A 26274-nucleotide genomic window follows, 5' to 3' on the forward strand; every position below is an offset into this window, starting at 1 on the left:
AGACCGATGTGAGGGGCGGAAGACGACACCGTGGTTCGGAAGACAGACAACGGCCTGGACGATCAGCCGGACAGTACGCCGACGCCTGGGCCGGGGATGCCGGCGCGGCTCGACGCGGCCGCCCGGCTGCTGATCGGTCCGGTCAACTTCGCGGGACAGGGCACCCGATGGGCGCGGGCACTGGAGGGGCAGTCGCCGACCACGAAGGTGACCGCGTTCGCCTTCGCCAACGGCGTGCTCGACTATCCGGTCGACTACCGCGTGTCGGCGAGCACCTATCGGCGGCATCGACGGTGGCAGCTGGAGTTCTACAACCACGTCGTGGCCAACTACACGCACGTCCTGATCGAGGCGGCGCGGCCGATCTTCGGCGTACTGCACGGTCCGGACGCGGCCGGTGATCTGCAGCACCTGCTCAGCAAGGGCGTGCAGGTCGGTCTGCTTGCCCATGGCACCGATGTGCGAATTCCCAGTCAGCACGTGGAATCCGAGCCGTGGTCTCCGTTCCCCGACATGGAGGACACGACCGTCGAGGTGATGGAGCGGAAGGCCACGCGCGCGGTCGAGCTGTTCGCGTCGTACCCGGGGCCGGTCTTCGTCTCCACGCCGGACCTGCTCGACTATGTGCCGAAGGCTGTCTGGTGTCCGGTAGTGGTCGAGCCTGATGTCTGGCGCAGCGACTCACCGGTGCTCGAGCGCAAGCGCCCGGTGGTCGCTCATGCGCCGAGCAAGGCGGTGATCAAGGGGTCGGACCTGATCGACCCGATCATGGAGGACCTTGATCGTCGCGGCATCATCACCTATCGCCGCGTGCAGGGCGTGGATCCGGCGAACATGCCGGCCGTGTACCGCGACGCCGATATCGTCATCGACCAGTTCCGGATCGGCAACTACGGTGTGGCCGCGTGCGAAGCGATGGCAGCAGGCCGGATCGTGGTGTCGTACGTGTCGAAGGACGTCCGTGATCGCGTGACCGCCGCGACCGGGCTCGAGTTGCCGATCGTGCAGGCGACGCCGGACACGCTCGAGCAGGTGCTGCTCGACCTCGTCGCGGATCCCCAGCGTGGGCAGGACATCGCGGCGCTCGGACCGCCGTTCGTGGCCGAGGTGCACGACGGTCGCCGGTCCGGTCAGGCGCTCACCGCGCTCGTCGAGCGGCCCAGCGCCGTACCGGCCGATTGGAAGCCGCCGTGGGTACGGCGCAAGGTCGTGATGATGGCGGGCAACGAGATCGTCATCGACTCGCGCGTGCTCAAGTACGCGCAGACCGTGGCCAAGTGGGATCTCGATGTCACGTGTGTCGGGATCGCCGGCCGGCACGCCCGCGGCTCGCGCGCGCTCGGCAAGGTGCAGGTGATCGTCCCGCGCGTGCCGGCCAAGGCCACGCTGACCGGGTGGCGCAAACGGGTCGCCAGTCTGAAGCCGTGGTTCAGTACCGAGGCCGAATACACACTGGCCAAGGGCCGCTGGCTGTATGCGACTCGCGAGCTGCGGGGCGACCGCGGGCGTGATGTCCGCGATCAGGATCGGGGTGGTCCGGTCGCCGGGTCCACGGGCGATCGGGTTCGGCGGGCGGTGCGCTGGCGGACGTTGCGGCTGCACAGCGCCGTTCTCGACGCTCGCGCCTTCCTGGTACGGCGCGCCGCGCGCAACTTCGACCCGGGGCTCGGCAAGCGGCGTGCGCGGATGATCGCCCTCTACCGCAGGCTCCCGTCGGCGCGCTGGCGGACCGTGCTGCCCGAGGTGCTCGACCAGGAGCTCACGCTCGGCCCGCAACTCGACCGGATGCACCCCGAGGTGATTCACGTCCACGACGTGTACATGCTCGGGATCGCGGCGCGAGCCGCGCACCGGGCGGCGTTGGACGGTCGCAAGATCAAGATCATCTACGACGCCCACGAGTACACCCCCGGCGTGCCGAACGTGCCTCCGCGGCGGGTCGCGGCGTACAGCGATCTCGAGCGTGAGTTCCTCAAGGATGTCGACCGTGTCATCACTGTCTCCGAGCCGCTGGCCCGTTGGCTGCAGCGCGATCACAAGCTGCCGACGCTGCCTGACGTCGTACTGAATGCGCCGATCGAGCCGCCGGAGCACGCGGAGGTTGAGGACTTGCGGTCGCAGTTGGGGCTGGCTGAGGGCGTTCCGCTGCTTGTTTATCTGGGTGGCGTCCATCGGGCTCGTGGCGTCGGTACGGCGGTCGAGGCGTTGCCGCAACTGCCCGGCGTCCACCTCGCGATCGTTGCCCGGATCAACACCTTCACCACCGAACTGCGCGCTCGAGCCGCAGAGCTGGGTGTCGGCGATCGCGTGCACGTGCTGCCGTTCGTCAAGGCCGAGCTGGTGCCGCTCTACGTCCGGTCGGCCACGATCGGCCTCAGCCCGCTGCTGCACGCGCCCAATCACGACATCGCGGTCACCAACAAGTTCTGCGAGTACATCGCTGCCGGGCTGCCCATCATCACCAGTGATACCTCGGCGCAAGCTGATCTGGTCAACGAGCTTGACCTGGGTGCGGTCTATCCGGCGGGCGACGTGGACGGTCTGGTGCAGGCGGTTCGCACTGTTCTCGCGGACCGCGATCGGATCGCGCAGCGCATCGCCGGAGACACCGAACTCCGGCACCACTTCTCCTGGGCCGCGCAGGCCGAAGTACTGCGTGATGTCTACGCCGAGGTCCTCGGTGACCTTCCCGAGGCGGCCTACGCTCCCGACGCCACGATCATCCGCGAGTTGCTCCCAGGCCCGCCCGAGCCCCCGCCCACGAAGTGGCGTACCTACCGGGAGAAGCAAGCAATCAGCGAAGCTGATCCAACGTCTTGGCGACGCGTACAGATGAACGGGTAGTAGTGCTCGATCCGGGCTCCGGCGGACCATGCCCCCGCCGGAGTCGGGCGACCTCTACCCGTTCATCTGTACACCGAAGGCCTCAGTCCTGAGCGCGGGCGAGCTTGCTCGGCCACCAGATCTTCGGGCCGATGTCGTGGGCGAGGGCCGGCACGAGCAGCGAGCGGACGATGGTGGTGTCGAGGAGGACGCCGAAGGCGACCAGGAAGGCGGTCTGGACGAGGAACAGGATCGGCAGCACCGCCAGGGCGGAGAAGGTGGCGGCCAGGACGACGCCGGCCGACGTGATCACGCCGCCGGTGACGGCGAGGCCGGTGAGGATGCCGGGGCGGGTGCCTTGGTCGACTGATTCCTCGCGGACCCGGGTCATCAGGAAGATCGAGTAGTCGATGCCGAGGGCAACGAGGAAGACGAAGCCGTAGAGCGGGATGGCGGGGTCGGCGCCGGGGAAGCCGAAGATGTGGTTGAAGGCGATCGCGCTGACACCGAGGGTGGCGGCGAACGAGATCACGTTGGCGACCACCAGCAGGATCGCGGCCAGCACCGAGCGCAGCAGCAGCATCAGGACCAGGAAGATCACCGCGAGGATGGTCGGGATGATCACCCGCAGGTCGCGTTTGCTGGCGTCGAGGACGTCCAGGTTGATCGCGGTGGTGCCGCCGACCAGGACTCCTGGATCGACCTTGTCGAGCTCGGTGCGCAGGTGCTCGACCACCTTGGTCGCCGCCGGCGAGTCCGCCTTCACCTTCAGCGTCGCCTGGACCAGAACCTTGCCGTCGACAACCTTCGGCGGTACGCCGGGAGCCACCGACGCCGAGGCGGACCCGACCCCGTCGACCTTGGTGGCGATCTGCACCACCTGCTCGGCCTCCGCGGCCGGCGTGAGGATCTGGACCGGCGTACCGGCTCCGGCGTCGAAGTGCTTGGCCAGCTCCTCCTGCCCGGTGACGGATTCGACCTTGTTCAGGAACAGGTCCTCCTGCGAGATCCCGCTCGCCTTGATCGTCGGCAGGAACGCGCCGCAGGCAAGCAGTGCCAGCGCGCTGATCACCCAGACCCGGCGCGGGTGCCGTCCGACCAGCCCGGAGACCCGGCCCCAGAGCTTGCGCCCGCCGACCTGGTCGCGCGCGTGGACGTGGTCGACCCGGGGGATCGACGGCCAGAAGATTCGCCGTCCGAAGGCCAGCAGGATCGCCGGCAGGAACGTCATCGAGGCGATCAACGCCCCGGCGATACCGATCGCACCGACCGGCCCGAGGCCCTTCGTACTGCCCAGCTTGGACAGCAGCAGGCATAGCAGACCGAGGATGACGGTGGCCGCGCTGGCCGCGATCGGCTCGATCGAAGCCCGCCAGGCGATCCGCATCGCGTCGTACTTGCTGGTGTAGTCGTGCAGTTCTTCCTTGTACCGCGAGACGAGCAGCAGCGAGTAGTCCGTCGCGGCGCCGACCACGAGGATGAACAGGATGCCCTGGCTCTGCCCGTTCAGCTCCAGTACGCCGTGCTTCGCCAGCGGATAGACCACCGACGCGGCCAGCGCGAGCCCGAAGACGGCGGTCAGCAGGACGGCGATCGGCAGGATCGGGCTGCGGTAGACGATCAGCAGGATGACGAACACGACCGCCAGCGCGACGCCGAGCAGGATCCCGTCGATCCCGCTGAACGCGACGACGAAGTCGGCGAACACCCCGCCGGGTCCGGTCACATAAACCTTGAGACCACTCGGAGTGAGATCCCGCTTGATTTCGTTACGCATCGTGTCCGCCGCGGCGAACAAAACGGTGTCGCCCTCGGCCACCACCTCGTCGGCGCGGGTTCCGTCCAGCTCGACCGTGAGCAGCAGCGCCTTCTTGTCCGCGGATGGTACGACGGTCTGCGCGGGCGCGGCGAGGTAGTCGCCGAGCTTCTTCCCGCCGCCGAGCTCGAGCGTCGGCACCTTCGCGAGGAAGGCCTTGGCAGCGGTCAGGTCGGCCGGGGTGAGACCGGCGTCACGTTCGACCAGGACGAAGTACGGGAGCGCGTCGGAGTCGACGAACTTGGCCGATTCGTTCGAAACGAGCGTCGATTCGGCCTGCTTCGGGAGGAAGTTGGCGTTGTCGTTCTCCTGGACCTCGCTCAGCTTTCCGACCGTCGGGCCGCCGATCGCGCCCATCAGTAGCCAGCCGATCAGCACCGCGGCGATCACGCCTCGCCACGCCCATCGCCCCCGCGGTCGCACCCTGTCAGTCACGGTCAGTCCCCTCCGCCTCGGTAGCGGCACAGTACCCACCTTTCTCTCACCACCCGGCGACGGGTGTGCGGTAGCCGTTTCGGCGGCGTAACAACGAGATGACCACGTGGAAACACCCCGGTCATAGCGTCCTGGCCTAATCAGTGAGGTCGGATGACAGGAGACGCACGATGACGCTCGAGGCAGGACCGGGGGTCGCCACAGGCGACGGGACCGGTGCGGTCGGTACGGTCGAAGCGCCGCGGCGTGGGCGCTGGATCGACGAGTGGGACCCCGAGGACACGACGTTCTGGGAGTCCAAGGGGCGTGCGGTCGCGCGGCGCAACCTGTGGCCGTCGATCTTCGCGGAGTTCCTCGGGTTCTCGGTGTGGCAGCTGTGGAGCATCGTCGTGGTGTCGATGCCGAAGGCCGGCTTCACGTACACGACCGACCAGTTGTTCTGGCTGGTCGCGCTGCCGAGCCTGGTCGGCGCGACGCTCCGGTTGCCCTACACGTTCGCCGTACCGAAGTTCGGCGGGCGGAACTGGACGATCGTCTCCGCGCTGCTGCTGCTGATCCCGACCAGCGGGCTGGCCTTCTTCATGAGCCGGCCGGAGACGCCGTTCTGGGTGATGGCGCTGGTCGCGGCGACCGCGGGTGTCGGCGGCGGCAACTTCGCGAGCAGTATGACCAACATCTCGTTCTTCTACCCGGAGAAGGAGAAGGGCTTCGCGCTCGGCATCAACGCGGCCGGTGGCAACCTCGGTGTCGCGGTGGTTCAACTCCTGGTCCCGGTGGTGATCACCCTCGGCGCCGGTCTGACGCTCAACCGGGCCGGTCTGCTGTGGCTCCCGCTGATCCTGATCGCCGCGGTCGTCGCCTGGCGCGTGATGTCGAACCTGTCCGTCGCGACCTCGTCGTTCCGGGCGTCGATCACGGCGGCGAAGCGGCCGCACACCTGGATCATCTCGTTCCTCTACATCGGGACCTTCGGCTCGTTCATCGGCTTCTCGGCGGCGTTCCCGCTGCTGATCAAGACGACGTTCCCCGACATCACCGTGGCGCACATCGCCTTCCTCGGCGCCCTGGTCGGCTCGGTCTCGCGGCCGTTCGGCGGCAAGCTGGCCGACAAGCTCGGCGGCGCCCGGGTGACGGTCTGCTCGTTCGTGGTGATGGGGCTGGGCATTCTGGCCGCGATCGCCGCTCTGAACGCCGGCAGCTTCGCGGGCTTCATGATCAGCTTCCTGTTCCTCTTCGTCGCCAGCGGCGCCGCGAACGGGTCGACGTACCGGATGATTCCGGCGGTGTTCCGGCTGACCACGCCGGGTGACCCGGGGCGGGCGCGCCGCGAGGCGGCCGCCTGTATCGGGATCGCTTCGGCAGTCGGCGCGTACGGCGGCTTCCTGGTACCGCGTGGGTTCGCGATGTCGACCAGTCACTTCGGCTCGCTGATCCCGGCGCTCTACACGTTCTGCGGGTTCTATGTGATCTGCCTGGCTGTCACGTACTTCTGCTACCTGCGCAAGGGTGGCCCGCTCAGCCAGGAGCGCGTGTGACCTCAGTCCCGACTCACTGCCCGTACTGCGCGCTGCAGTGCGCAACCACCCTGCTCCCGGCCGACCGGCCGGGCGGGGTGGAGGTGCAGCCGCGCGGGGAGGGTGGACTCTGCCGGAAGGGCTGGACGGCCGCGGAGGTCCTCACCGTGCCGGACCGGCTCACCACACCGCTGGTGCGGAACGCTGCGGGTGAGTTGGTCGCGGCGAGCTGGGACTTCGCTCTCGACTTCGTTGCCGACCGCATCCGGTCGCTGCAGGCCTCTCACGGTCAGGACGCAGTAGCGGTGTTCGGCGGTGGCGGTCTGACGAACGAGAAGGCCTATGCGCTCGGCAAGTTCGCCCGGGTCGCTCTGCGGACGTCGAACGTCGATTACAACGGCCGGTTCTGTATGTCGTCCGCCGCGGCGGCCACGAATCGGGCCTTCGGCATCGACCGGGGACTGCCGTTCCCGCTCGCGGACCTGGACGGTGCGGACGCCGTACTGCTGGTCGGAAGCAACATTGCCGAGACCATGCCGCCGGCCGTGTCGCACCTGCCTGCCGACGGTGGCTTGCTGGTTGTGGACCCGCGGCGGTCGGCGACTGCCGCGCTGCCGGGTGCGCTGCACCTGCAGGCCACTCCTGGTACCGATCTGGCTTTGGTGCTGGCTCTCACGCACGTCGTTCTGCAGGAGGGCCTTGCGGACACCTCTTACCTGGCAGCGCGCGTTGACGATGCAGACGCGCTCTACCGCTCCACCGCGGGCTGGTGGCCGGAGCGCGCTGAGCGGGTGACCGGCGTACCGGCGGCAACGATCAGGCAGGCTGCTCGGGTGCTGGCTGCCGCTGCTCCGGTGCACGGCGGTGCGGGTGCGTTCATCCTGACCGGGCGTGGCGCGGAGCAGCACAGCAAGGGCACTGACACGGTGACTGCCTGCATCAACCTCGCACTGGCGCTCGGACTGCCCGGGCGGCTCGGAAGCGGCTATGGCTGCATCACTGGGCAGGGAAACGGGCAGGGCGGCCGAGAGCACGGTCAGAAGGCCGACCAGCTCCCGGGCTACCGCAGCATCGCCGACCCGGCCGCCCGCGCGCATGTGGCAGCGGTGTGGGGTGTTGACCCGGCTGACCTGCCAGGACCGGGCAAGAGCGCAGTCGAGCTGATCAACTCGTTGGGTACGCCGGGTGGTCCGCGGGCGATGTTCGTCCACGGCAGCAACCTGCTGGTGTCGGCTCCGAACCTCGCCTCGGTCCGGGAACGCCTTGCTGCGTTGGACCTGCTGGTGGTGGCGGACGTCGTACCGTCTGAGACCGCTTTGCTGGCCGACGTGGTCTTCCCGGTCACGCAGTGGGCCGAGGAAGACGGGACGATGACGTCCCTGGAGGGCCGGGTCCTGCGCCGGAAGGCAGCTGTTGCACCACCTGGTGAGGTGCGCAGCGATCTGCATGTGTTCGCCGGAATCGCCTCAAGGCTCGGCTGTATGGCGGCCTTCTCGACCGACCCCGAGGAGGTGTTCGAGGAGCTGCGGCTGGCCAGCGCAGGCGGCAAGGCCGACTACTCCGGAATCACCTGGGAGCGGTTGGACAACGAGGAGCTGTTCTGGCCGGTGCCTGCCGTCGACCACCCCGGTACGCCGCGGCTGTTCGCGGACCGCTTCGGTACGCCGGACGGCCGGGCACATGTGGTTGCGGTCGACCACCGTCCCGTGGCTGACGATCTGAACGCTGCAGCGCCGATGTATCTCGTGACCGGTCGACTGCTGCAGCACTACCAGAGTGGTGCGCAGACGCGGCGGGTGCGTGAGCTGGCCGAGGCAGAGCCCGAGGTGTACGCGGAGATCCACCCCCGGGTCGCTGCGCAGCTGGGGATCGCGGACGGTCGACCGGTGCAGTTGCGGACGGCTCGTGGATCCATGGTGCTGCCGGCGCGCGTGACGACCGACGTACGGCCGGACACGGTCTTCGTTCCGTTCCACTACGGCGGTGCGGGTGCGGTGAACGAGCTGACCAACGACGTGCTCGACCCGGTGTCGCGGATGCCGGAGTTCAAGGCCTGTGCGGTCGCCCTGAGCGCGGCTGCCCTTCCGGCGACGGGGGTGCCCGCGTGAAGGTCGTGATTGTTGGCGGTGGGATGGCCGGGCGGCGGCTGGCGGAGCTGTTGCCGTCCGACGACGTGACGGTGCTGGGCGACGAGGGTTCGTACAACCGCAGCCGGCTCACCGAGTACGTCGCGGGCCGGGCCGCTGCTCCGGTCGTAGGAGACGAGCCGGTCGCGACTGCGGTCGCGGTCGACCGGGCGCGTCGGGTGGTGACGGACTCCGCGCACCGCGAGTGGCCGTACGACCGGCTGGTGTTTGCGACCGGAGCAGAGCCGGTGGTGCCGGTTGAGCTCGCCCCTGGTGTGCAGGTGCTGCGGACTGCGGACGATGCGCGGTCGCTGGTGGATGCTGCAGCTCAGGTACGGCGAGTGGTCGTGCTCGGCGGCGGAGTGCTCGGCGTTGAGACCGCCTGTGCGCTGCGCGAGCGTGGTGTCGCTGTCACGCTGGTACACGACGGCGAAGCCTTGCTGGACAAGACGATTCACCACCGTGCAGCGGCACGGCGAGTTACGCGAGCGGTACGGCAGCTGGGTGTCGAGGTCCTGCTCAACACGGAGCTGGATCGTCTGCACCTGAAGGACGAGCGCTTCCGCGCACTGCTGCTGCGGAACGGTCAGCCGGTGTACGGCGAGATGCTGGTCGTCGCCTGCGGTGTGAAGCCGCGGACTGCACTGGCTGCTGGCCTCACCGTGCGCACCGGCATCGTGGTCGACGAGACGCTCACTAGCCCGGACGACTCGCGAGTGCACGCCATCGGCGACTGTGCGGAGATCGACGGTCGTCTGACCGGGACCGTGGGGTCGGCGTGGGCACAGGCCGAGGCCCTGGCCGCACAGCTGACCGGTGCGACGCCGGTACCGCAGGGAGCCGATGTAGTCCGGCTGACCGCCGGTGGGCTCGACCTGCTGGTGCTGGGCGACCAGACCGAGACGGGTGCTGAGGTCCGGCTCGAGGACGAGAACCGGTTGGTCCGCGCCGTACTGCGCGATGGCGTGGTGCGGTCGGCGGTCGCAGTAGGTGCGCCGGAGGTTGCGGCGGAGCTGGTGCTGCTGGCGGACCGCGGTACGCCGGTAGTGGCGGACGGGCTGTTGTCGGAGCCCGCCGTACCGGCCAAGAAGACAGTCACCGTTTGTCGGTGCAACGGAGTGACGAGGGTCGCCATCGAGGCGGCCTGGCGTGGAGGTGCCGACAGTGTCGCCGGCATCGCCGCCACCACACGGGCGACCACCGGGTGCGGCAGTTGCACCGGTGCCGTCGGTGACCTGCTCGACCGGTTCCGCCGTGGCGAGACCGAACCAGTACCGGCCAGGAGGGCGACGATGACAGAGCTGAGCAACGCGCGGCACGTAGTGGTGGTAGGCGGCGGAATGGTCGCACACCGGCTCGTGGAGGCGCTGCGGGCGCGTGACACCGAGGTCCAGTGGCGCATCACCGTGCTGGCCGAGGAGCCGCGCCTCCCGTACGACCGGGTCGCGCTGACCAGCTACTTCTCCGGACGCGACCCGCACGACCTCGCACTGGGCGATCCGGAGCTGTGGGACGACCCAGCCGTCGTACTGCGCAAGGGCGTTCAGGTGACCGCCATCGACACCACAGGCAAGTCGGTGACCACTGCGCGCGGTGAGTCGATCGCGTACGACGAACTGGTGCTGGCGACCGGCTCCTCGGCGTTCGTGCCGCCGGTGAAGAACAGCGACGCCCAGGGTTGCTTCGTGTACCGCACCATCGACGATGTGGCCGCACTGCGCGTCTACGTCGAGCGACTCAAGTCGGAGCGGGACCAGGTCAACGGTGTCGTGGTCGGTGGCGGTCTGCTCGGGCTGGAGGCAGCCGGCGCGCTGCGGGCGCTGGGCGCAGCCACCACTGTGGTCGAGTTCGCGCCGCGGCTGATGCCACTGCAGGTCGACGAGGGCGGTGGCTCGGCGCTCGCGCGGCTGATCCGCGGTCTGGATGTCGACATCCGTTTGTCTACCGCAACCACCCGGGTGAAGCTCACGTCGCAGGGTGCGGCTAAGGCAATGGCGGTCGCCGAGGGCCCGGATCTGCCGGCGGACGTGGTCGTGTTCGCGACCGGCGTCCGGCCGCGCGACGAGCTGGCCCGGGCGGCCGGGCTGGAGATCGGTGAGCGCGGCGGTGTCATCGTCGACGAGGCCTGCCGGACTTCGACGCCCGGCGTCTGGGCGATCGGCGAGGTCGCGTGTATTGAGGGCCGGGTCTGGGGTTTGGTTGCCCCTGGCAACACCATGGCCGAGATCGTCGCGGACCGGCTGCTCGGCGGTGCGGCGACGTTCCCCGGCGCCGACACCTCCACCAAGCTCAAGCTGCTCGGTGTCGACGTGGCCAGCTTCGGTGACGCGTTCGGCACGACCGAGGGCGCGCTCGACATCGTGTACGCCGACCCGGTGGCCGGCGTCTACAAGAAGCTGGTGCTGTCCGACGACGCCCGCACGCTGCTCGGCGGCATCCTGGTCGGCGACGCGTCGGCGTACTCGGGACTGCGGCCGATGGTAGGCCGCGAGCTGGGTGCGGACCCGGCTGGGTTCCTGCTGCCCGAGGGCGCGGCACCGGCTCAGCTGGAGCTGCCGGACGACGCACCGGTCTGCTCATGCAACAACGTGTCGGCCGGGACGATCCGGTGTGCGGTCCGCGACGAGGGCTGCGGCGATGTGAAGTCGGTCTGCGGTCGGACCAAGGCCGGTACGAGCTGTGGCTCGTGTCTGCCGATCGTGAAGAACCTGGTGAACAGCGAGCTGGCCAAGGCCGGTGTCGAGGTCAGCAAGGCCCTGTGTGAGCACTTCGCGTTGTCGCGGGCAGAGCTGTTCGATGTGGTCCGGGTGACCGGTCTGCGCACGTTCAGCGAGATCGTCGAGCGTCACGGCACCGGTCGCGGCTGTGACATCTGCAAGCCGGTGGTCGCGTCCATCCTGGCCAGCGTGTACCCGGCCGGCCACGTGCTCGACAGTGAGCAGGCGCCGCTGCAGGACACCAACGACCACGTCATGGCCAACATGCAGAAGGACGGCACGTACTCCGTCGTCCCACGCATCCCCGGTGGCGAGATCACGCCGGAGGGGCTGATCACGATCGGCGAGGTGGCCCGCGACTTCGGTCTGTACACCAAGATCACCGGTGGGCAGCGGGTCGACCTGTTCGGTGCACGGATCGAGCAACTGCCGGCTATCTGGAAGCGCCTGGTCGATGCGGGCTTCGAATCGGGCCATGCGTACGGCAAGGCGCTGCGCACGGTGAAGTCATGTGTCGGCTCCACCTGGTGCCGGTACGGCGTACAGGACTCGGTCGGCATGGCTATCGCGCTGGAACTGCGCTACCGCGGCCTGCGGTCGCCGCACAAGCTCAAGCTCGGTGTTTCGGGCTGTGCACGGGAGTGCGCCGAGGCACGCGGCAAGGACGTCGGTGTGATCGCGACGGAGAAGGGCTGGAACCTGTACGTCGGCGGCAACGGCGGCATGACGCCCCGGCACGCCGAACTGCTCGCGTCGGACCTGTCCGAGGAGGAGCTGATCCAGGCGATCGACCGCTTCCTCATGTACTACGTCCGGACCGGCGACCGGCTGCAGCGGACCTCGGTGTGGATCCGTGAGATCGAAGGCGGCCTCGACCACGTGCGGGACGTCGTACTGAACGACAGCCTCGGGATCGGCGCCGATCTGGACGCAGCGATGGCCGAACACGTCGACGCGTACGTCGACGAGTGGCAGGCGACGCTGGCCGACCCCGCCAAGCTGGCCCGGTTCGTGTCGTTCGTGAACGCGCCGGATCAGCCCGACGCCGACCTGCGTTACGTGGTCGAGCGCAACCAGCCGCGACCGGCCACACCGGCCGAGCGCGGACAGCTGGAGCCGGTGCTGCTCGCCGGTCCCCGATTGGAGGTACGTCGATGAGTGTCGCTGCTGTTGAGTCCACGGTCCTCTGCCGGTACGACGCCCTGCTGCCCGACCGTGGTGTCGCGGCACTGGTCGGGGAGGTGCAGATCGCGCTGTTCCGGCTGCACGACGGCACAGTGTTTGCCATCGGCAACCAGGACCCGTACAGCGGAGCCAACGTGATGTCGCGCGGCATCGTCGGCAGCCGCGGCGACGTACCGACGGTGGCGTCGCCGATGTTCAAGCAGGTCTTCGATCTGCGCACCGGCGTGTGTCTGGACGACCCGGCGGTGTCGCTGCCGGTCTACCCGGTCGAGATCGTCGACGGGATGGTTCGGGTGGGGGAGAACGGTGACGGGTAACACGAGGCCTGGTCCGCTGAGCGGTTGCACGATCGCAGTGACCGCGCACCGGCGGGCCGACGACCTGATCGCGTCGTTCGAACGCCGGGGCGCGAAGGTGGTGCACGCACCGACGCTCCAGATCGTTCCGGTCGCCGACGATCACGCACTGATCGAGGCGACCCGGCGGGTGATCGCCAACCCGCCGAACGACGTGGTGGTCACGACTGCGGTCGGATTCCGTGGGTGGATCGAGGCTGCGGACACTGCTGGGCTCGCTGCGGATCTGCTCGTCACGTTGGAGCAGGCGCGGATTCTGGCGCGCGGTCCGAAGGCGCGTGGCGCCATTCGGGCCGCAGGGCTCGTGGAGCACTGGTCGGCGCGGTCCGAGACGACGATCGAGGTCGTCGAGTGGCTGCGGGCGCAGGGCGTCAGCGGACGGAAGATCGTCGTACAGCTGCATGGTCTGTCAGACCCGGCGCTGATGGACGCGCTGCGCGGCGCCGGCGCGTCGGTGCGCGGGCTCGAGGTCTACCGGTGGGGTCCGGCGCCCGATCCGGTGCTCGTGGAGCGAATGATTGGACAGGTCTGCACAGGTGCTGTCGACGCCGTCGTACACACGTCTGCGCCAGGTGCGCAGGCGATGCTCGACGCGGCCGCGCTCAACGGCCAGTACGACGCTCTGGTCGCGGCACTGCGAACCGGCCGTGTACTGAACGCCTGCGTCGGCCCGGTCACGGCCGGACCCTTCGTCAACCTCGGTCTGGAGCCACTGGTCCCAGACCGCTACCGCTTGGGCGCTCTGATCCGAATCGTCACCGACCGCCTCACCGACGACAACGCCCGCTCCATCGACACGGAGTTCGGTCAGCTGGTGATCCGTGGCGGCGCTGCGGTGCTCGATGGCGTCGTACTGCCGCTGGGGCCGGGACCGCGCGCCGTACTGGCTGCGCTGGTCGCGGCTGGTGGTGATGTGGTCTCACGGCCGGACCTGCTCGCCGTACTGCCAGGAGCCGAAGACGTGCACGCAGTGGAGGTCACCGTGAACAGACTGCGCACCGCAGTAGGCCGACCAGAACTGGTCCGCACCGTAGTCCGCCGCGGCTACCGCCTCGCCGTCGAAGCAGCGGCGGTGCCGTCATGACCGACCTGATCGCAGTAGCCCACGGCACCGCGGATCCTCGGGGCATCCGCGTCGTCCACGACCTCGTGCGCCAAATGGCCCGCCTGCGTCCCGAGCTCCCCATGTCACTCGGCTTCGTGGATGTCGACGTACCAGCCCTTCCTGGCCTCGTAGACCGCGTCATGACCGACACCACCTCCGCGGTACTGGTTCCCCTGCTCCTCTCCAGCGGCTACCACGTTCACGTAGACATCGCAGCCCAAGTAGCCCGCCACCCCGCCCTCACCGCAGCCCCCGCCCTAGGCCCGCACCCCCTGATCGCCGACATCCTCGTGGACCGCCTGGGTGACCTCTCCCGCACCGACCACGTAGTCCTGGCCGCCGCCGGCTCCTCCGACCCCCGAGCCCAAGCCGCCTGCGAACGCACCGCCGCCCTCCTCCAAGCCCGCATCCACCGCCCCGTAACCATTGGCTACCTAGCCGGCCGCGGCCCCCGCCTCCCCGCCGTACTGGCCACCACCCCCGGCCGCCTAGCCGTAGCCAACTACCTCCTAGCCCCCGGCTACTTCGCCGACCGCCTCTACCAACACGCCGGCCCCCACCGAGTAACCGCCCCCCTAGGCGCCGACCCCCGCCTAGCCCGAGTAGCCCTAACCCGCTACGAAGCAGCCCTCACCAAAGCCTCCGTCGCCGCCTAGTGCTTGGTTTTGTGCCAGGCGAGGGCTCGGAGGAGGTCGGTGCGGAGGCGGTGGATGGTTGCGGCGACGCTCGGTGGGAGGTCGGGGACTTCCGCAGCGGCTACTGCGGCGCCTAGGTCGTCCCAAGTGAGCCAGGCGACGGTGTCGGGGATGGTGGCGATCAGCTCGTCGGATGTACTGGTGAGGCCGGTGGTGCGGGCCAGGACGCTTTCGAGGTGGAGAGAGATTGCGGCCTCGATGGTGAGGCGGCCTTGGCCTTTGACGGGGAGTGGTGGGGGCTCGGGTGTGATCAGGAGCAGTAGCGGGCGGGATTGGCCGGCGTCGCGGTGGACGCAGACGAATTCGCGGGAGAGCTGTTCGGGCTGGAAGGCGGACTTGCCCATGCCTTTGGCCTCGATCAGCACGTGACAGCTCGGAGTCACCAGTACGCCGTCCGGCTGGACGACGACGCCGTTGGGGGACAGGCGGGACTCGTCGGGGAGCAAGGTGATGGCTGCTTCCTCGGCCTCCGCGGCGACGAGCTCGCGGGTTTCGTCGGCGCCTTGGGCTTTGCGGAGGACGGCGGCCAGGAAGGTTGCGCGGGGGAGGTACGAGAGCGGGCCCAGGACCTCGGCTGTCAGGACGTTCTCGCGGCCGCGACCGCCGTGGCGGTAGCCGCGGACGAGCCTGCCTTCCCAGGAGATCTCTTCGAGGAGACGGCCGAGGATCGAACTGTTGGACAGCTCTTCGGCCATGTCAGGTCCGCTGCCGGAGGGCGGTCAGGTCGGCTTGGCAGCGGGCTTCCAGTTCGGTGAGCTCTTTGAGGGTTTGTTCTAGGTCTTGGCGACGCTGCTCTAGGTCGGCTCGGCGGGTGGTGATCTGGGCGAGGAGGTACTCGAGCTGGCCTTCTTCGCCGGGCTCGGCGTCGTACATGTCGACGATGGTGGCGATCTCGTCCAACGAGAAGCCGAGGCGTTTGCCGCGGAGGATGAGGCCCAGGCGGACGCGGTCGCGGGGGTGGTAGACGCGGACGGTGCCGCGGCGCTCGGGGGTGAGCAGGCCGCGGTCCTCGTAGAAGCGGATCGTGCGCAGGGTGACGTCGTACTCGGCGGCCAGTTCGGCGATCGTCCACGTGTCGGGCACCCGGATATTGTGCACCCGCCCCACTGTGCTTTACGTTTACGTAAGCGTCAAGCACAGAGGAGTTGGCATGTTCGAGTTGTCCGAGGAGCACCGCGAGTTCCGGCGCAGTGTGCGCGACTTCGCGGAGGCGGAGATCGCGCCGCACGCGGCGGAGTGGGATCGCAAGCACCACTTCCCGGTGGACGTCGTACAGAAGATGGGCAAGCTCGGGCTGTTCGGGCTGACCGCTCCGGAGGAGTACGGCGGTTCCGGCGGCGACTTCACCAGCCTGTGCGTGGCGATCGAGGAGATCAGCCGGGTCGACCAGTCGATGGGGATCACGCTCGAGGCCGCGGTCGGGCTCGGGATCAACCCGATCCTGACCTACGGGACGGATGAGCAGAAGCAGCGCTGGCTGCCGGACCTGGTGGCCGGGGAGAAGCTGGCCGGGTTCGGGCTGACCGAGGCGGACGCGGGGTCGGACGCGGGTGCGACCAAGACGCGGGCGACGCTCGAGAACGGCGAGTGGGTGATCGACGGGTCGAAGCAGTTCATCACGAACTCCGGCTCCTCGATCACGTCGTGCGTGACGGTGACCGCGCGGACGGGCACGCGGGAGAACGGCAAGCCGGAGATCTCCACGATCATCGTCCCCACCGGTACGGCGGGATTCGTCGCGGAGCCGGCGTACGACAAGCTCGGGTGGCATGCGAGCGACACGCATCCGCTGGCGCTGAGCGGCGTACGGGTGCCGGAGGCGAACCTGCTGGGTGAGCGCGGCAAGGGTTTCGCGCAGTTCCTGGCGACGCTGGACGACGGCCGGGTCGCGATCGCCGCGGTGGCGCTCGGGTGCATCCGGGCCTGTCTGGAGATGTCCGTCCAGTACGCCGGTGAGCGGCAGACGTTTGGTGGTCCGATCGGGCGCAAGCAGGGGGTCGCGTTCCAGATCGCCGATCTGAAGGTGATGGCGGACGCGGCCGAGATGCTGGTCTACAAGGCCGCCGCGCTCAAGGACGCCGGCGCTTCGGTCGCCGAGTTCAAGCAGGCTGCCTCGGTGGCGAAGCTGTACGCGAGCGAGTCCGCGGTGACCGCGACCCGGATCGCGACGCAGGTCTTCGGCGGCTACGGCTTCATGGAGGAGTACCCGGTCACCCGGTTCTACCGCGACGCCAAGATCCTCGAGATCGGCGAGGGTACGTCGGAGGTCCAGCGGATGCTGATCGCCCGAGGCCTCGGCCTCCCAGTGGAATGATGGCCAGATGACCCGCGATCACTGGACCGAGGTCAAGGTTGCCCGCGAGGCGACCCTGGCGCCGCCGGAGAAGGCCAAAGCCAAGCTCGACAGCCAGAACAAGCTGTACGTCCGCGACCGGATCGCCCTGCTCGTCGACGAGGGCAGTTTCGTCGAGGAGGCACAGCTCGCGAACGCGCTGAACGCCGGTTTGCCGGCTGACGGTGTGGTCACCGGGCGTGCGCTGGTCGATGGTCGGCCGGCGCTGATCGTGGCGAACGATCCGACCGTCAAGGCGGGCTCGTGGGGTGCCAGGACGGTCGAGAAGATCGTCCGGATCACCGAGGTCGCGCTGCGCGACGAGCTGCCGATCTTCTGGCTGATCGACTCCGCGGGCGCCCGGATCACCGACCAGGTGCAGTTGTTCCCGGGCCGTCGCGGCGCCGGGCGGATCTTCCACAACCAGGTCGCGCTGTCCGGCAAGGTGCCGCAGATCTGCTGCCTGTTCGGCCCGTCCGCGGCCGGCGGCGCGTACATCCCGGCGTTCTGCGACCTGGTGATCATGGTCGACGGCAACGCCTCGATGTACCTCGGTTCACCGCGGATGGCGGAGATGGTCGTCGGCGAGAAGGTGACGCTGGAGGAGATGGGCGGCGCCCGGATGCACACCAGCGTCTCCGGCTGCGGTGACCTGCTCGCCGCCGACGACACTGAAGCGATCGAGCTCGCCAAGCAGTACTTCTCGTACCTCCCGGGGTCGTGGCGGGCTCGGCCGCCGTCGTACGACGCCTCGGAGCCGGGCCGCGATTTCACGCGGGACCTGGTTCCGGTGGAGGAGAGTGTCGGGTTCGACATCCACGACGTGATCGACGCGATCACCGACGCGGACACGTTCTTCGAGATCAAGCCGGCGTACGCGCCGGAGCTGGTGGTCGGGTTCGGTCTGCTGGCGGGGCAGGTCGTCGGGTTCGTGGCGAACCAGCCCGCGGTCAAGGGCGGCGTACTGTTCGTCGACTCGGCGGACAAGGCTGCGCGATTCATCTGGCTGTGCGACGCGTTCAATGTGCCGCTGATCTACCTGTGCGACGTACCGGGCTTCATGATCGGTAGCGAGGTCGAGCGGGCCGGCATCATCCGGCACGGCGCGAAGATGATCACCGCGGTGTCGGAGGCGACCGTCCCGACGGTCTCGGTGATCGTGCGCAAGGCGTACGGCGCGGGGCTGTACGCGATGTGTGGTCCCGGCTTCTCGCCGGACGCGTGTATCGCGCTGCCGACCGCGAAGATCGCGGTGATGGGTCCGGAGGCGGCGATCAACGCCGTGTACTACAACAAGATCCAGGAGATCGCCGACGAGACCGAGCGGGTCGAGTACGTCTCGAAGCTTCGCGAGGAGTACGAGACCGATATCGACATCCTGCGGCTGGCCGCGGATCTGGTGATCGACGCGATCGTCGAGCCGGAGGATCTGCGCAACGACCTGATCGCCCGGCTCGGGGCGGCGCAGTCCAAGGACCGGCACTTCTCCACTCGCAGGCACGGGGTGCCGCCGGTCTAGGGTGGAGGGGTGACCTTCGCAGAGCGGCTACGGAATCGGCAGCAGCAGGTCGGGTACTGGGTGACGCTGGACGCGCCACCCGCTACCGAGCGGATCGCGCGGGCCGGCTATGACTACGTGGTGCTCGACGGCCAGCACGGTCTGATCGGCTACCAGGGTCTGCTGAACGGGCTGCTGGCGATCGACGCCGGTGGCTCGACAGGACTGGTCCGGGTAGAGGCGAACGACCCGACACCGATCGGGCGCGCTCTCGACGCAGGTGCGTTCGGTGTGATCATCCCGCTGATCGACACAGCGCAGGACGTGGCACGCGCGGTCCAGTCGGCGAAGTACCCGCCGCTGGGCCGGCGCTCGTTCGGACCGATGCGGTCCGCACTACGGATCAGTGCGGTGCCGGCCGAGGCCAACGAGACCACCGTCGTCCTGGCGATGATCGAGACCGCGCAGGCGCTGGAGAACGTCGCCGAGATCTGTGCGACGCCCGGACTGGACGGCCTGTACGTCGGTCCGGCCGATCTGGCCCTGTCACTCGGCGCCCGCTACCCGGGGGACCCCGATGTCGCCGGTCCGTTCGAGGAGGCGCTCGCACTGATCGCCAAGACCGCCACCGCCGCTGGAATAGCGGTCGGTATCCACACGTTCGACGGAGAGAACGCCAGACGGCGTCTGGCGCAGGGATACACATTCGCAACGGTCTCCTCCGACCTCAGTCACCTGGAGGCCGTCGCGACTGAGCACCTGAGGATTGCGCGCAGTTAGGAGGCCGGCATGAGAGCACCCGAACGCGGTGCGTTGCCACGAGGTGTGGCAGGCACGCTGGGTCGGGCCTACGGGCGGCTCACCGAGACCGTGCAAGGTCTGAGCACCGCTGACTTCGCCCGCGAGACGAGATGCGCCGGTATGCCGGTCGGCCCGCTGCTGGTGCACCTCCTGTACGACGCCCAGCGCGCCCTGATCGCCTTTGCCAGCCCAGCCACGGCTGAGCCGGACCGGGACTTCGTGAGCTACTGGCGTGACTTCCCGCCGGGATCCGATGACGACACCAGTTTCGTGCGCGGCGTTGCGGCGGCGTACCGGAAGCCCGGTGTGCTGGTGCAGCACTGGCGTGAGGTGTCCGAGGCCGCCGTACGGGCTGCTGCGCGTGCTGAGGGCCGTGTCGAGACGCAGGGGCATGTGCTGGAGGTGAGGGACTTCGTGGCGACGCTGGTGCTGGAGGCGACCGTTCATCACCTCGATCTGACGGTGAACCTTCCTGGCGCACCAGAGCCCGATCCTGAGGCGCTACGGCTGGCTGCGCGCACGCTGGATGGACTGTTCGGCCCTGAGGCGTGGGACGTGATCGATTGGGACACCACGACGTACGTGTTGAAAGGCACCGGCCGGCTCGCGCTGGACGAGTCGGACCTCGAGATGCTCGGTCCGCACGCAGAACGCCTGCCGTTACTGGGGTAGCACCCCCGCGAACGGGTCCTCCAGCTCCTCCCAGTCCATGCTGGCCAGCTCGGCCTCCGTCAGCAGGCAGGCATCCAGGATCGACTGCAGCCGGGCGGGGTCGAGTCCCATGCCGGTAGCGACCACTGTGCACTCGGCGAGATGCTCAGTGTCCGCCCACTCGCCGAGGGTGCCCAGCGAAGCGCTATAGCCCGCCGACTCCCACCGCACGCGCTGCGTCGGCCGGTTCGCCAGCCAGACCACGCCTCTGCTCCGTACGACGTTGTCCACGATGTCCTCGAGCGCTTCGTTCAGCCTGGCCGGGTGCAGCGGACGAGTCGATCGCCAGAGCACTGTGGTCACGCCCTCGCCGCTCGGTTGCACCTGGTCGGACGCAGCGAGGTCGCCTGCCCACGCCTCCGCCGCTGCGAAGTTGAACAGCCCAGTCCGCGCTACTGCTCCATCCGGTACGCCGGCTGGGTCGGCCGTGACCACTGTGGTTCGCGGGTTCAGGTGCAGCAGGAGGTTGTGCAGTCGGTCGGGTGCCTTGCTGCGATGAGCGTTCGCCAGCACGCACACATCGGCGTACTCGATCTGGCGTGCGGTCAGCTCGGCTACATTGCGTCGATCCGGCAGTCCGAGCGCCAGGCCGCGTTCTTCGAGTAGTTCGTCGCCAGACAGCTGCTCGACCAGCAGTACGGCGTCGACCACGCACGTGATCGTGTCGACGATGATCTCCGGCAGCAGCGCGACCAGCGTGGACGCCAGCGGACGCGCCTCCATCGCCGGCGGAGCGGACAGCACCACGTGATTCCAGTGCTTGCGCGCGACCAGGGTCTCCAGCAGCGGCATCAGCGACTCGATCAGCTGGCACGCGCCGCAGTCGTCGTCCACCGTGAACTCACCGGCGTCGATCGGACCGCTCGCGTCCAGCACACGCCAGGTGAGCACACCGCGCTCGGGGAGCTCGTCCTGATCGACCACCACGGCCACCGTGGTCGCATCCAGCATTGCGTCGAGAACGGGCTGCCGGAGCGTCGTGGACAGCCCGACCAGCAGGGACAGAGGGGTCTTCGCGTGGGCGGTCATGCCGTGAGTATATGAAAACGGTTTTCATCAGTCCAGAGCTGGGGTGGGGTGACTTTCCCGTCAGGGCGGGGAATTTCCCGCGCTGCCGCGGAATCGCTCCGGCCTTGCTGTTAACAGTTAAGTGCTTGTGCTCTGGTCAGCGCGGCCGCTCGTGCTTAAGGTCGCGAGCATGGGCGAGCGCGAGTTTGCCGAGGTGCTGCGCGCGGCGATCCAGGCGCGCGGACTCGGCCTGGAGCGAATCCGCGAGCGGCTACTGGTGCAAGGCGTGTCGGTCAGCATGGCCACGCTGAGCTACTGGCAGTCCGGCCGGTCGCGTCCGGAGCGCCGGGGCTCCCTGGCGGCGGTGGCGCTGCTCGAAGAGGTGCTGGAGGTCCCCGCCGGCACGCTGTCCGCGTCACTGGGCCCACCGCGCCCGCGCGGTCGCTGGCTGAGCACTGTGCCCGATAGGCCCGACGTAGCGGCGTACTGGCCTCGTCCTGACGCGGTGGAAGCGGCGGTGCGCGAGGTCGACATCCGCTGGGATGAGCGGCTGACCCGGATCAGTCAGCACGACCGGGTGTTCGTCGGCGCGGACCGCGGTGAGCGTTCGTACCACTCACGGCAGGTGCTGCGCGCTGAGGCGGACGGCCCGGATCGCTGGGTGGTGATCATGCATCTGGACGAGCACGACCGGCCGTTGCCTGACATCTGGCCGCTCCGGCACTGCTCGCTCGGCCGCACAGTACGGCGTCCCGAGGATGGATTGCTGGTCGCGGAACTGCTCTTCGACCGCCCACTGCGCAAGGGCGAGACGGTGATCACCGAGCACGAACTGGTGAACGTGGCGCCGTATCCGCCGGCGACGAACTACGAGCGCAAGTTCCGGTTGCCGGTGCGGGAGTTCGTGCTGGAGGTCTGTTTCGACCCGAGCATGCTCCCCGCCAGCTGTACGGCGTACTCGCAGCTCGACGACGCCGAGGAGCAGACGCGGGTGGTCGACGTCGCGCCTGAGGTGCACGACGTCGTACTGAACTTCGGGCCTGGCCGGCACGGCTTCCGCTGGAGCTGGGACAAGTGAACTGTTAAGCCCGGAAACTTAACTGTGAAAGGGGTTCCGGCGATTTTCACTTGCCGGTCACACTCCTAGGTTCGGTGCACCGTCCCAACTCCGAGGAGTGCACCATGCGAACCAGATTCACCGCGGTCCTGCTGCTCAGTGGCAGCCTGATCGCCGTACCGGTCCAGTCGAACGCCGCACCGCCCGAACCGCACCAGGTCTCGGCCAACCTGCCCGCCACTGCGGGGCAAGCGGGTCGCTGGATCGAGAACGGCCGTCTGGTGGTCGCGGTGACCAGCGAGGCCGCCGCTGCGCAGGCCCGGGCCGCCGGAGCGACGCCCAAGGTCGTCGCTCGCACACAGCAGCAGCTCGACGACCTGCTGGCTGCGGTTGACCGGATTGCTCGTACGCAGGACAACTTGCGGAGCTGGGGAATCGATCCGGTCACCAACCAGGTCGTGGTCAAAGCACGTGGTGGCAGCGCTGCCTTCCGCGGGCTGGACGGCGTACGGGTGGAGTCGGTGGCGACCACGTTCCACCAGCAGTCCGGAGAGGTGAACTCGGGCGACCCGTGGTGGCCCGGAAGCGAGAGCAACTGCTCCGTCGGCTTCCCGGCGACCGATGCCCAGGGCAACAAGCACTTCCTGACGGCCGGCCACTGCACCAACGACGCGAACCAGGCGGCGTACGGCGCGAGCGGACAGAGCAACAAGCTCGGTACGTCGAACGTCGGTGGCAGCCGCAGCGTGAACGCGCGCGAAGGCGACATGGGTGTCGTCGCGGTCACCGAGGCGGGCTGGACGATCTCGCCGAACGTCAACACCTACGGCTCGCCCGCGGTCACGGTCGCCGGTGCGGCCGAGGCGATCGTCGGCGACACGGTCTGCCACTCCGGCAACACGGCGCCGAACTGGGAGTGCGGGAAGGTCAGTGCGGTCAACCAGACCATCGACTACGGCAGCACTGTCGTCGAGGGGCTGACGACGACCTCGGCCTGCTCCGAGGGCGGTGACTCCGGTGGCGCGTGGTTGCGCGGCGACAAGGCCGTCGGCCTGCACTCGGGCGGCAACTCGACCTGCTCGACCACTGACCAGGACAACTCGATCTTCCAGCCGGTCTCCGAGGCGCTGACCAAGTGGAACCTGACCCTGCTCACCGGTACGCCCGGCGATCCGGACCCCGACCCGGAGCCGGGCGAGCGGACCTTCGCGAACGCGACCGACTACCCGATCCGCGACTTCCAGACCACGATCAGCACGGTCAAGTCGACGGCGACCGGACGGACCCAGAGCCCGGTCAAGGTGAAGGTCGAGGGGAACCACACCTGCCTCGAGGACCTCAACATCAGCCTGGTCTCGCCGAGCGGCCGCTGGTACTACCTGCAGCGCAGCGGCGGCTTCAGCTGCCACCCGCTGCCGGCGAGCAAGACGTACGACGTCGCCGCCGACGAGACCGCGGCCGGTACCTGGACGCTGCGGATCGGCGACAACGGTCCCGGTGACACCGGCACTCTGACCGGCTGGTCGATCACCGTCTAGCCCGGCAGCATGCGCCGGCCGTCCGGACTTTGGGCCCGGGCGGCCGGTTCATGCCACGGGGGTGCAGGAACTCAGTGCGCACTCCGTCGGCATTCTCTGCGCACTCAGGTAGCAGATAGCGGAATTCGGGCTTGGTAAGCGCTTTTCATCGGCTAGCCTGCCCAGCATGTTGACGCACCGTCGTGGGAGCTTGGCGCTGGTCGTCGTGCTGATCCTCGGGATCGCCGGCGCCGGATTCGTCGTGCTGGCCTCGGCGGGCGGTTCGGTGCGGCCGGTCAGCGACAGCACGTTGTCGCCGAAGCCGATGCCGGAGGTGACCCGGACTCCACCACAGCAGACCCGACCGACCCTCTCCGCGCCCACCACCGCGCCGAGGAAGCCCCGGGAGACGCCGGGCTGGATCGCGGCGCTCTTCCAAGCCCTCTTCTGGCTGGCCGGGGCGGCATTGCTCGTGTTCATCGGGTTGCTGATCTATCGGGTGCTCCGGCGGGTGCAGCTGCCGACCACGGTCGAGCCCGACCCCGACTGGGAGCGGGTCGCCGCGCAGAAGCTCGCGGAGGCGGTCGACACCGGGCTGGCCGGGATCGATTCCGGTCGCGCGACCGACGCGGTGATCGCCTGCTGGGTCGCGCTGGAGGAGGCGGCCGCGTCGGCCGGCGTCGCGCGGGAGCCGGCGGAGACGCCTGCCGAGTTCACCGTGCGGGTGCTGGGTGTGGGTGGGATCTCCGAGCCACACTTGATTCGGCTGGGCGAGTTGTATCGGGAGGCTCGCTTCTCGACGCACGGCTCCAGTGAGGAGTCCCGGGCCGAAGCTCGGGCGGCGCTGCTGCGGTTGCGGGACGACCTGTCCGCGGTCCATGCCAGCGCCACGTCGGCCACGCCTGCTTCGCCGGATGGCGGGGAGGTGCGCGGATGACGTCGTACCGGTGGACTCCGTTGGACGAGGACAGGCCGCCGCCTGCACCGAAGACGCCGGTGCGGTCGCTGCGGTTCAACAAGATGCTGCTGCAGCATGTCGGCTTCACCGTGGTGGCCAGTCTGCTGCTGGTCGGTGCGTTCGGCGCAGCCGGGATGGCGCCGCGACCACTCTGGTTCGTCGCGACGGCCTTGGCGGTCGGGTTCGGGTCGGTGGCGTTGCGGCAGTTGGGCCCGCAGTTGCTCGAGACCAACTGGCCCGCTCGGCACGATCAGGAGCTTGCGTCTGCCCGGGCCCACAGCAACGACAACCGGACCCAGTTCATCGCGACCTGGCTGCAGGAGTCGGGTCGCGAGCGGCGCAACGGCGAAGGGTCGTACACCTTCGCGCGACGGATCCAGCCGCTGTTGCTGGAGCTGACCATCGACCGGCTCGTGCACCGGCACGGGATCGATCCCGACCTCGACCCGGAGCGCGCCCGGGCCTTCGTCGGCGACCAGCTGTGGGACCTGATCACCTCCGACGACCGACGCATCGCCGGCCTCGCCGAGATCGAGGCCGCGATCCAGACCATCGAGAACCTGTGAGGAACCGTGACCGATTCCGAGACCCGACCCGCCGACGTGATCAGCCCGGGCGGGAGCGTGGGCCGGGAGCTGGCGCTGCCGGAGGTCTCCGACCTCAGCCGTCGGGTGCTGGAGCGGGTGGGCCAGGCCGTCGTCGGTAAGGGCGAGGCGCTCGAGCTGGTGCTCGCGGGAATCCTGGCCGGCGGACACGTGCTGCTGGAGGACTACCCGGGGCTGGCCAAGACCCTGGCGGCGCGGTCGTTCGCCCAGGCACTCGGGCTGGAGTTCCGGCGGGTGCAGTTCACGCCGGACTTGCTGCCGTCTGACGTCACAGGTGCGTTCGTGTACGACCAGAAGGACTCCGAGTTCGTCTTCCGGCCGGGCCCGATCTTCACCGGTCTACTGCTGGCCGACGAGATCAACCGGACACCGCCGAAGACCCAGGCCGCGCTGCTGGAGTCGATGCAGGAGCACCAAGTGACGGTCGAAGGCCAGACCTTCCCGCTGCCGGTGCCGTTCCACGTACTTGCCACGGCGAACCCGGTGGAGTACGAGGGGACCTACCCGCTGCCCGAAGCCCAGCTCGACCGCTTCATGCTGCGGATCGGCTTCGGCTATCCGACCGCCGCCGAGGAGTGGGAGGTGCTGCGCCGCCGGATGAGTCGCCGAAGCGAGGACCAGAAGGTCGACGCGGTCACCGACGCGGCGGGTCTGCTTGCAGCACAGCAGGCCGTCGAGACGGTCACGGTCGACGACACCGTCGGGCAGTACTGCGTCGATCTGGCGGCAGCGACCCGACGTGACGCGCAGGTGCTGGTCGGTGCGTCGCCACGTGGCTCGCTCGCGCTGCTGCTCACCGCGCGGGCTTACGCGGTGATCAAGGGGCGCGACTACGTCGTACCGGAGGATGTGAAGGCGGTTGCGGTTCCGGCGCTCGCGCACCGGATCACCGTGCGTCCTGAGTTGTGGCTGCACGACGTGACCGGAGCGACTGTGGTCAGGGCTGTGCTTGGCGCTGTCCCGACGCCGCCCACCGTTGCCGGCGCTGGTCGTTGAGACGCGCCATGGCTGGGGG

General features: G+C 68.8%; 20 protein-coding genes. 16 read left to right on the top strand and 4 right to left on the bottom strand.

Annotation, left to right across the window (positions count from 1 at the left end; translation table 11 throughout):
* Positions 1-30: 30 nt before the first annotated feature.
* Positions 31-2844: a glycosyltransferase gene (locus tag ABZS29_RS13400; protein WP_355461552.1), complete on the top strand. Its 2814-nt coding sequence runs from the start codon at positions 31-33 to the stop codon at positions 2842-2844.
* Between the two features lie 82 nt (positions 2845-2926).
* Here the strand turns inward: ABZS29_RS13400 and ABZS29_RS13405 are convergent, their stop codons facing one another.
* On the bottom strand, positions 2927-5074 hold the full coding sequence (locus ABZS29_RS13405) for an MMPL family transporter (protein ID WP_355461553.1): 2148 nt from the start codon (positions 5072-5074) through the stop codon (positions 2927-2929).
* Positions 5075-5244: 170 nt separating this feature from the next.
* On the opposite strand from ABZS29_RS13405, the gene ABZS29_RS13410 reads away from it, so the two are divergent.
* The 6 genes from ABZS29_RS13410 to ABZS29_RS13435 are packed head-to-tail and all read left to right on the top strand — an operon-like array spanning position 5245 to position 14733.
* A complete protein-coding gene (locus tag ABZS29_RS13410) occupies positions 5245-6609 on the top strand; it encodes a NarK family nitrate/nitrite MFS transporter (RefSeq protein WP_355461555.1) in 1365 nt (454 codons plus the stop codon).
* Entirely contained in the window at positions 6606-8696 is a 2091-nt protein-coding gene (locus ABZS29_RS13415; protein WP_355461557.1) for a molybdopterin oxidoreductase family protein, read from the top strand. Before ABZS29_RS13410 ends, ABZS29_RS13415 begins: the two co-directional genes overlap by 4 nt.
* Positions 8693-12589, top strand: a complete 3897-nt coding sequence (gene nirB, locus ABZS29_RS13420; RefSeq protein WP_355461559.1) for a nitrite reductase large subunit NirB — start codon at positions 8693-8695, stop codon at positions 12587-12589. Before ABZS29_RS13415 ends, nirB begins: the two co-directional genes overlap by 4 nt.
* Complete coding sequence (nirD, locus tag ABZS29_RS13425) at positions 12586-12933, top strand: nitrite reductase small subunit NirD (RefSeq protein ID WP_355461561.1); 348 nt, start codon at positions 12586-12588, stop codon at positions 12931-12933. Before nirB ends, nirD begins: the two co-directional genes overlap by 4 nt.
* A complete protein-coding gene (locus ABZS29_RS13430; protein ID WP_355461563.1) occupies positions 12923-14056 on the top strand; it encodes a uroporphyrinogen-III synthase in 1134 nt (377 codons plus the stop codon). Before nirD ends, ABZS29_RS13430 begins: the two co-directional genes overlap by 11 nt.
* On the top strand, positions 14053-14733 hold the full coding sequence (locus ABZS29_RS13435) for a CbiX/SirB N-terminal domain-containing protein (RefSeq protein ID WP_355461565.1): 681 nt from the start codon (positions 14053-14055) through the stop codon (positions 14731-14733). Before ABZS29_RS13430 ends, ABZS29_RS13435 begins: the two co-directional genes overlap by 4 nt.
* Here the strand turns inward: ABZS29_RS13435 and ABZS29_RS13440 are convergent.
* Complete coding sequence (locus ABZS29_RS13440; protein ID WP_355461567.1) at positions 14730-15467, bottom strand: hypothetical protein; 738 nt, start codon at positions 15465-15467, stop codon at positions 14730-14732. The two genes, ABZS29_RS13435 and ABZS29_RS13440, sit on opposite strands and share 4 nt — an antisense overlap.
* Position 15468: 1 nt before the next feature.
* Complete coding sequence (locus ABZS29_RS13445) at positions 15469-15855, bottom strand: MerR family DNA-binding transcriptional regulator (RefSeq protein WP_355461569.1); 387 nt, start codon at positions 15853-15855, stop codon at positions 15469-15471.
* A 67-nt stretch (positions 15856-15922) separates the two neighbouring features.
* On the opposite strand from ABZS29_RS13445, the gene ABZS29_RS13450 reads away from it, so the two are divergent.
* From ABZS29_RS13450 to ABZS29_RS13465, 4 genes are read left to right on the top strand one after another with little or no spacing between them, the layout of a single operon-like run.
* The gene (locus ABZS29_RS13450) at positions 15923-17086 is read left to right on the top strand and encodes an acyl-CoA dehydrogenase family protein (protein WP_355461571.1); all 1164 of its coding nucleotides are present in this window, start codon (positions 15923-15925) and stop codon (positions 17084-17086) included.
* A gap of 7 nt (positions 17087-17093) precedes the next feature.
* Entirely contained in the window at positions 17094-18623 is a 1530-nt protein-coding gene (locus ABZS29_RS13455) for an acyl-CoA carboxylase subunit beta (RefSeq protein ID WP_355461573.1), read from the top strand.
* Between the two features lie 9 nt (positions 18624-18632).
* Positions 18633-19382: an aldolase/citrate lyase family protein gene (locus tag ABZS29_RS13460; protein ID WP_355461575.1), complete on the top strand. Its 750-nt coding sequence runs from the start codon at positions 18633-18635 to the stop codon at positions 19380-19382.
* 9 nt (positions 19383-19391) lie between these two features.
* The gene (locus tag ABZS29_RS13465; protein WP_355461577.1) at positions 19392-20075 is read left to right on the top strand and encodes a maleylpyruvate isomerase N-terminal domain-containing protein; all 684 of its coding nucleotides are present in this window, start codon (positions 19392-19394) and stop codon (positions 20073-20075) included.
* Here the strand turns inward: ABZS29_RS13465 and ABZS29_RS13470 are convergent.
* Complete coding sequence (locus ABZS29_RS13470) at positions 20064-21143, bottom strand: GTP-binding protein (RefSeq protein WP_355461579.1); 1080 nt, start codon at positions 21141-21143, stop codon at positions 20064-20066. The genes ABZS29_RS13465 and ABZS29_RS13470 overlap by 12 nt on opposite strands.
* A 169-nt stretch (positions 21144-21312) precedes the next feature.
* Between ABZS29_RS13470 and ABZS29_RS13475 the strand changes: the two genes are divergently transcribed.
* From ABZS29_RS13475 to ABZS29_RS13495, 5 genes are all read left to right on the top strand, one after another.
* Entirely contained in the window at positions 21313-22200 is an 888-nt protein-coding gene (locus ABZS29_RS13475) for a helix-turn-helix transcriptional regulator (protein ID WP_355461581.1), read from the top strand.
* A 104-nt stretch (positions 22201-22304) separates the two neighbouring features.
* Complete coding sequence (locus tag ABZS29_RS13480) at positions 22305-23717, top strand: proprotein convertase P-domain-containing protein (protein ID WP_355461583.1); 1413 nt, start codon at positions 22305-22307, stop codon at positions 23715-23717.
* Positions 23718-23883: 166 nt separating this feature from the next.
* Positions 23884-24633 carry a DUF4129 domain-containing protein gene (locus ABZS29_RS13485; protein ID WP_355461585.1) on the top strand — a complete coding sequence of 250 codons (750 nt, stop codon included), beginning with the start codon at positions 23884-23886 and terminating at the stop codon, positions 24631-24633.
* Complete coding sequence (locus ABZS29_RS13490; protein ID WP_355461587.1) at positions 24630-25220, top strand: hypothetical protein; 591 nt, start codon at positions 24630-24632, stop codon at positions 25218-25220. The genes ABZS29_RS13485 and ABZS29_RS13490 overlap by 4 nt, the downstream gene beginning before the upstream one ends.
* 6 nt (positions 25221-25226) lie before the next feature.
* Complete coding sequence (locus ABZS29_RS13495; protein ID WP_355461589.1) at positions 25227-26255, top strand: MoxR family ATPase; 1029 nt, start codon at positions 25227-25229, stop codon at positions 26253-26255.
* The last annotated feature ends 19 nt before the right edge of the window (positions 26256-26274 follow it).

Source organism: Kribbella sp. NPDC005582 (genome assembly GCF_040605415.1).
Lineage (GTDB): Bacteria > Actinomycetota > Actinomycetes > Propionibacteriales > Kribbellaceae > Kribbella.

Coding starts and splice junctions, on each gene's coding strand:
- ABZS29_RS13465 (WP_355461577.1), top strand. CDS start 19,392: ATGAGAGCACCCGAACGCGGTGCGTTGCCACGAGGTGTGGCAGGCACG.
- ABZS29_RS13440 (WP_355461567.1), bottom strand. CDS start 15,467: ATGGCCGAAGAGCTGTCCAACAGTTCGATCCTCGGCCGTCTCCTCGAA.
- nirD (WP_355461561.1), top strand. CDS start 12,586: ATGAGTGTCGCTGCTGTTGAGTCCACGGTCCTCTGCCGGTACGACGCC.
- ABZS29_RS13455 (WP_355461573.1), top strand. CDS start 17,094: ATGACCCGCGATCACTGGACCGAGGTCAAGGTTGCCCGCGAGGCGACC.
- ABZS29_RS13435 (WP_355461565.1), top strand. CDS start 14,053: ATGACCGACCTGATCGCAGTAGCCCACGGCACCGCGGATCCTCGGGGC.
- ABZS29_RS13410 (WP_355461555.1), top strand. CDS start 5,245: ATGACGCTCGAGGCAGGACCGGGGGTCGCCACAGGCGACGGGACCGGT.
- ABZS29_RS13490 (WP_355461587.1), top strand. CDS start 24,630: ATGACGTCGTACCGGTGGACTCCGTTGGACGAGGACAGGCCGCCGCCT.
- ABZS29_RS13470 (WP_355461579.1), bottom strand. CDS start 21,143: ATGACCGCCCACGCGAAGACCCCTCTGTCCCTGCTGGTCGGGCTGTCC.
- ABZS29_RS13485 (WP_355461585.1), top strand. CDS start 23,884: ATGTTGACGCACCGTCGTGGGAGCTTGGCGCTGGTCGTCGTGCTGATC.
- ABZS29_RS13480 (WP_355461583.1), top strand. CDS start 22,305: ATGCGAACCAGATTCACCGCGGTCCTGCTGCTCAGTGGCAGCCTGATC.
- ABZS29_RS13475 (WP_355461581.1), top strand. CDS start 21,313: ATGGGCGAGCGCGAGTTTGCCGAGGTGCTGCGCGCGGCGATCCAGGCG.
- ABZS29_RS13450 (WP_355461571.1), top strand. CDS start 15,923: ATGTTCGAGTTGTCCGAGGAGCACCGCGAGTTCCGGCGCAGTGTGCGC.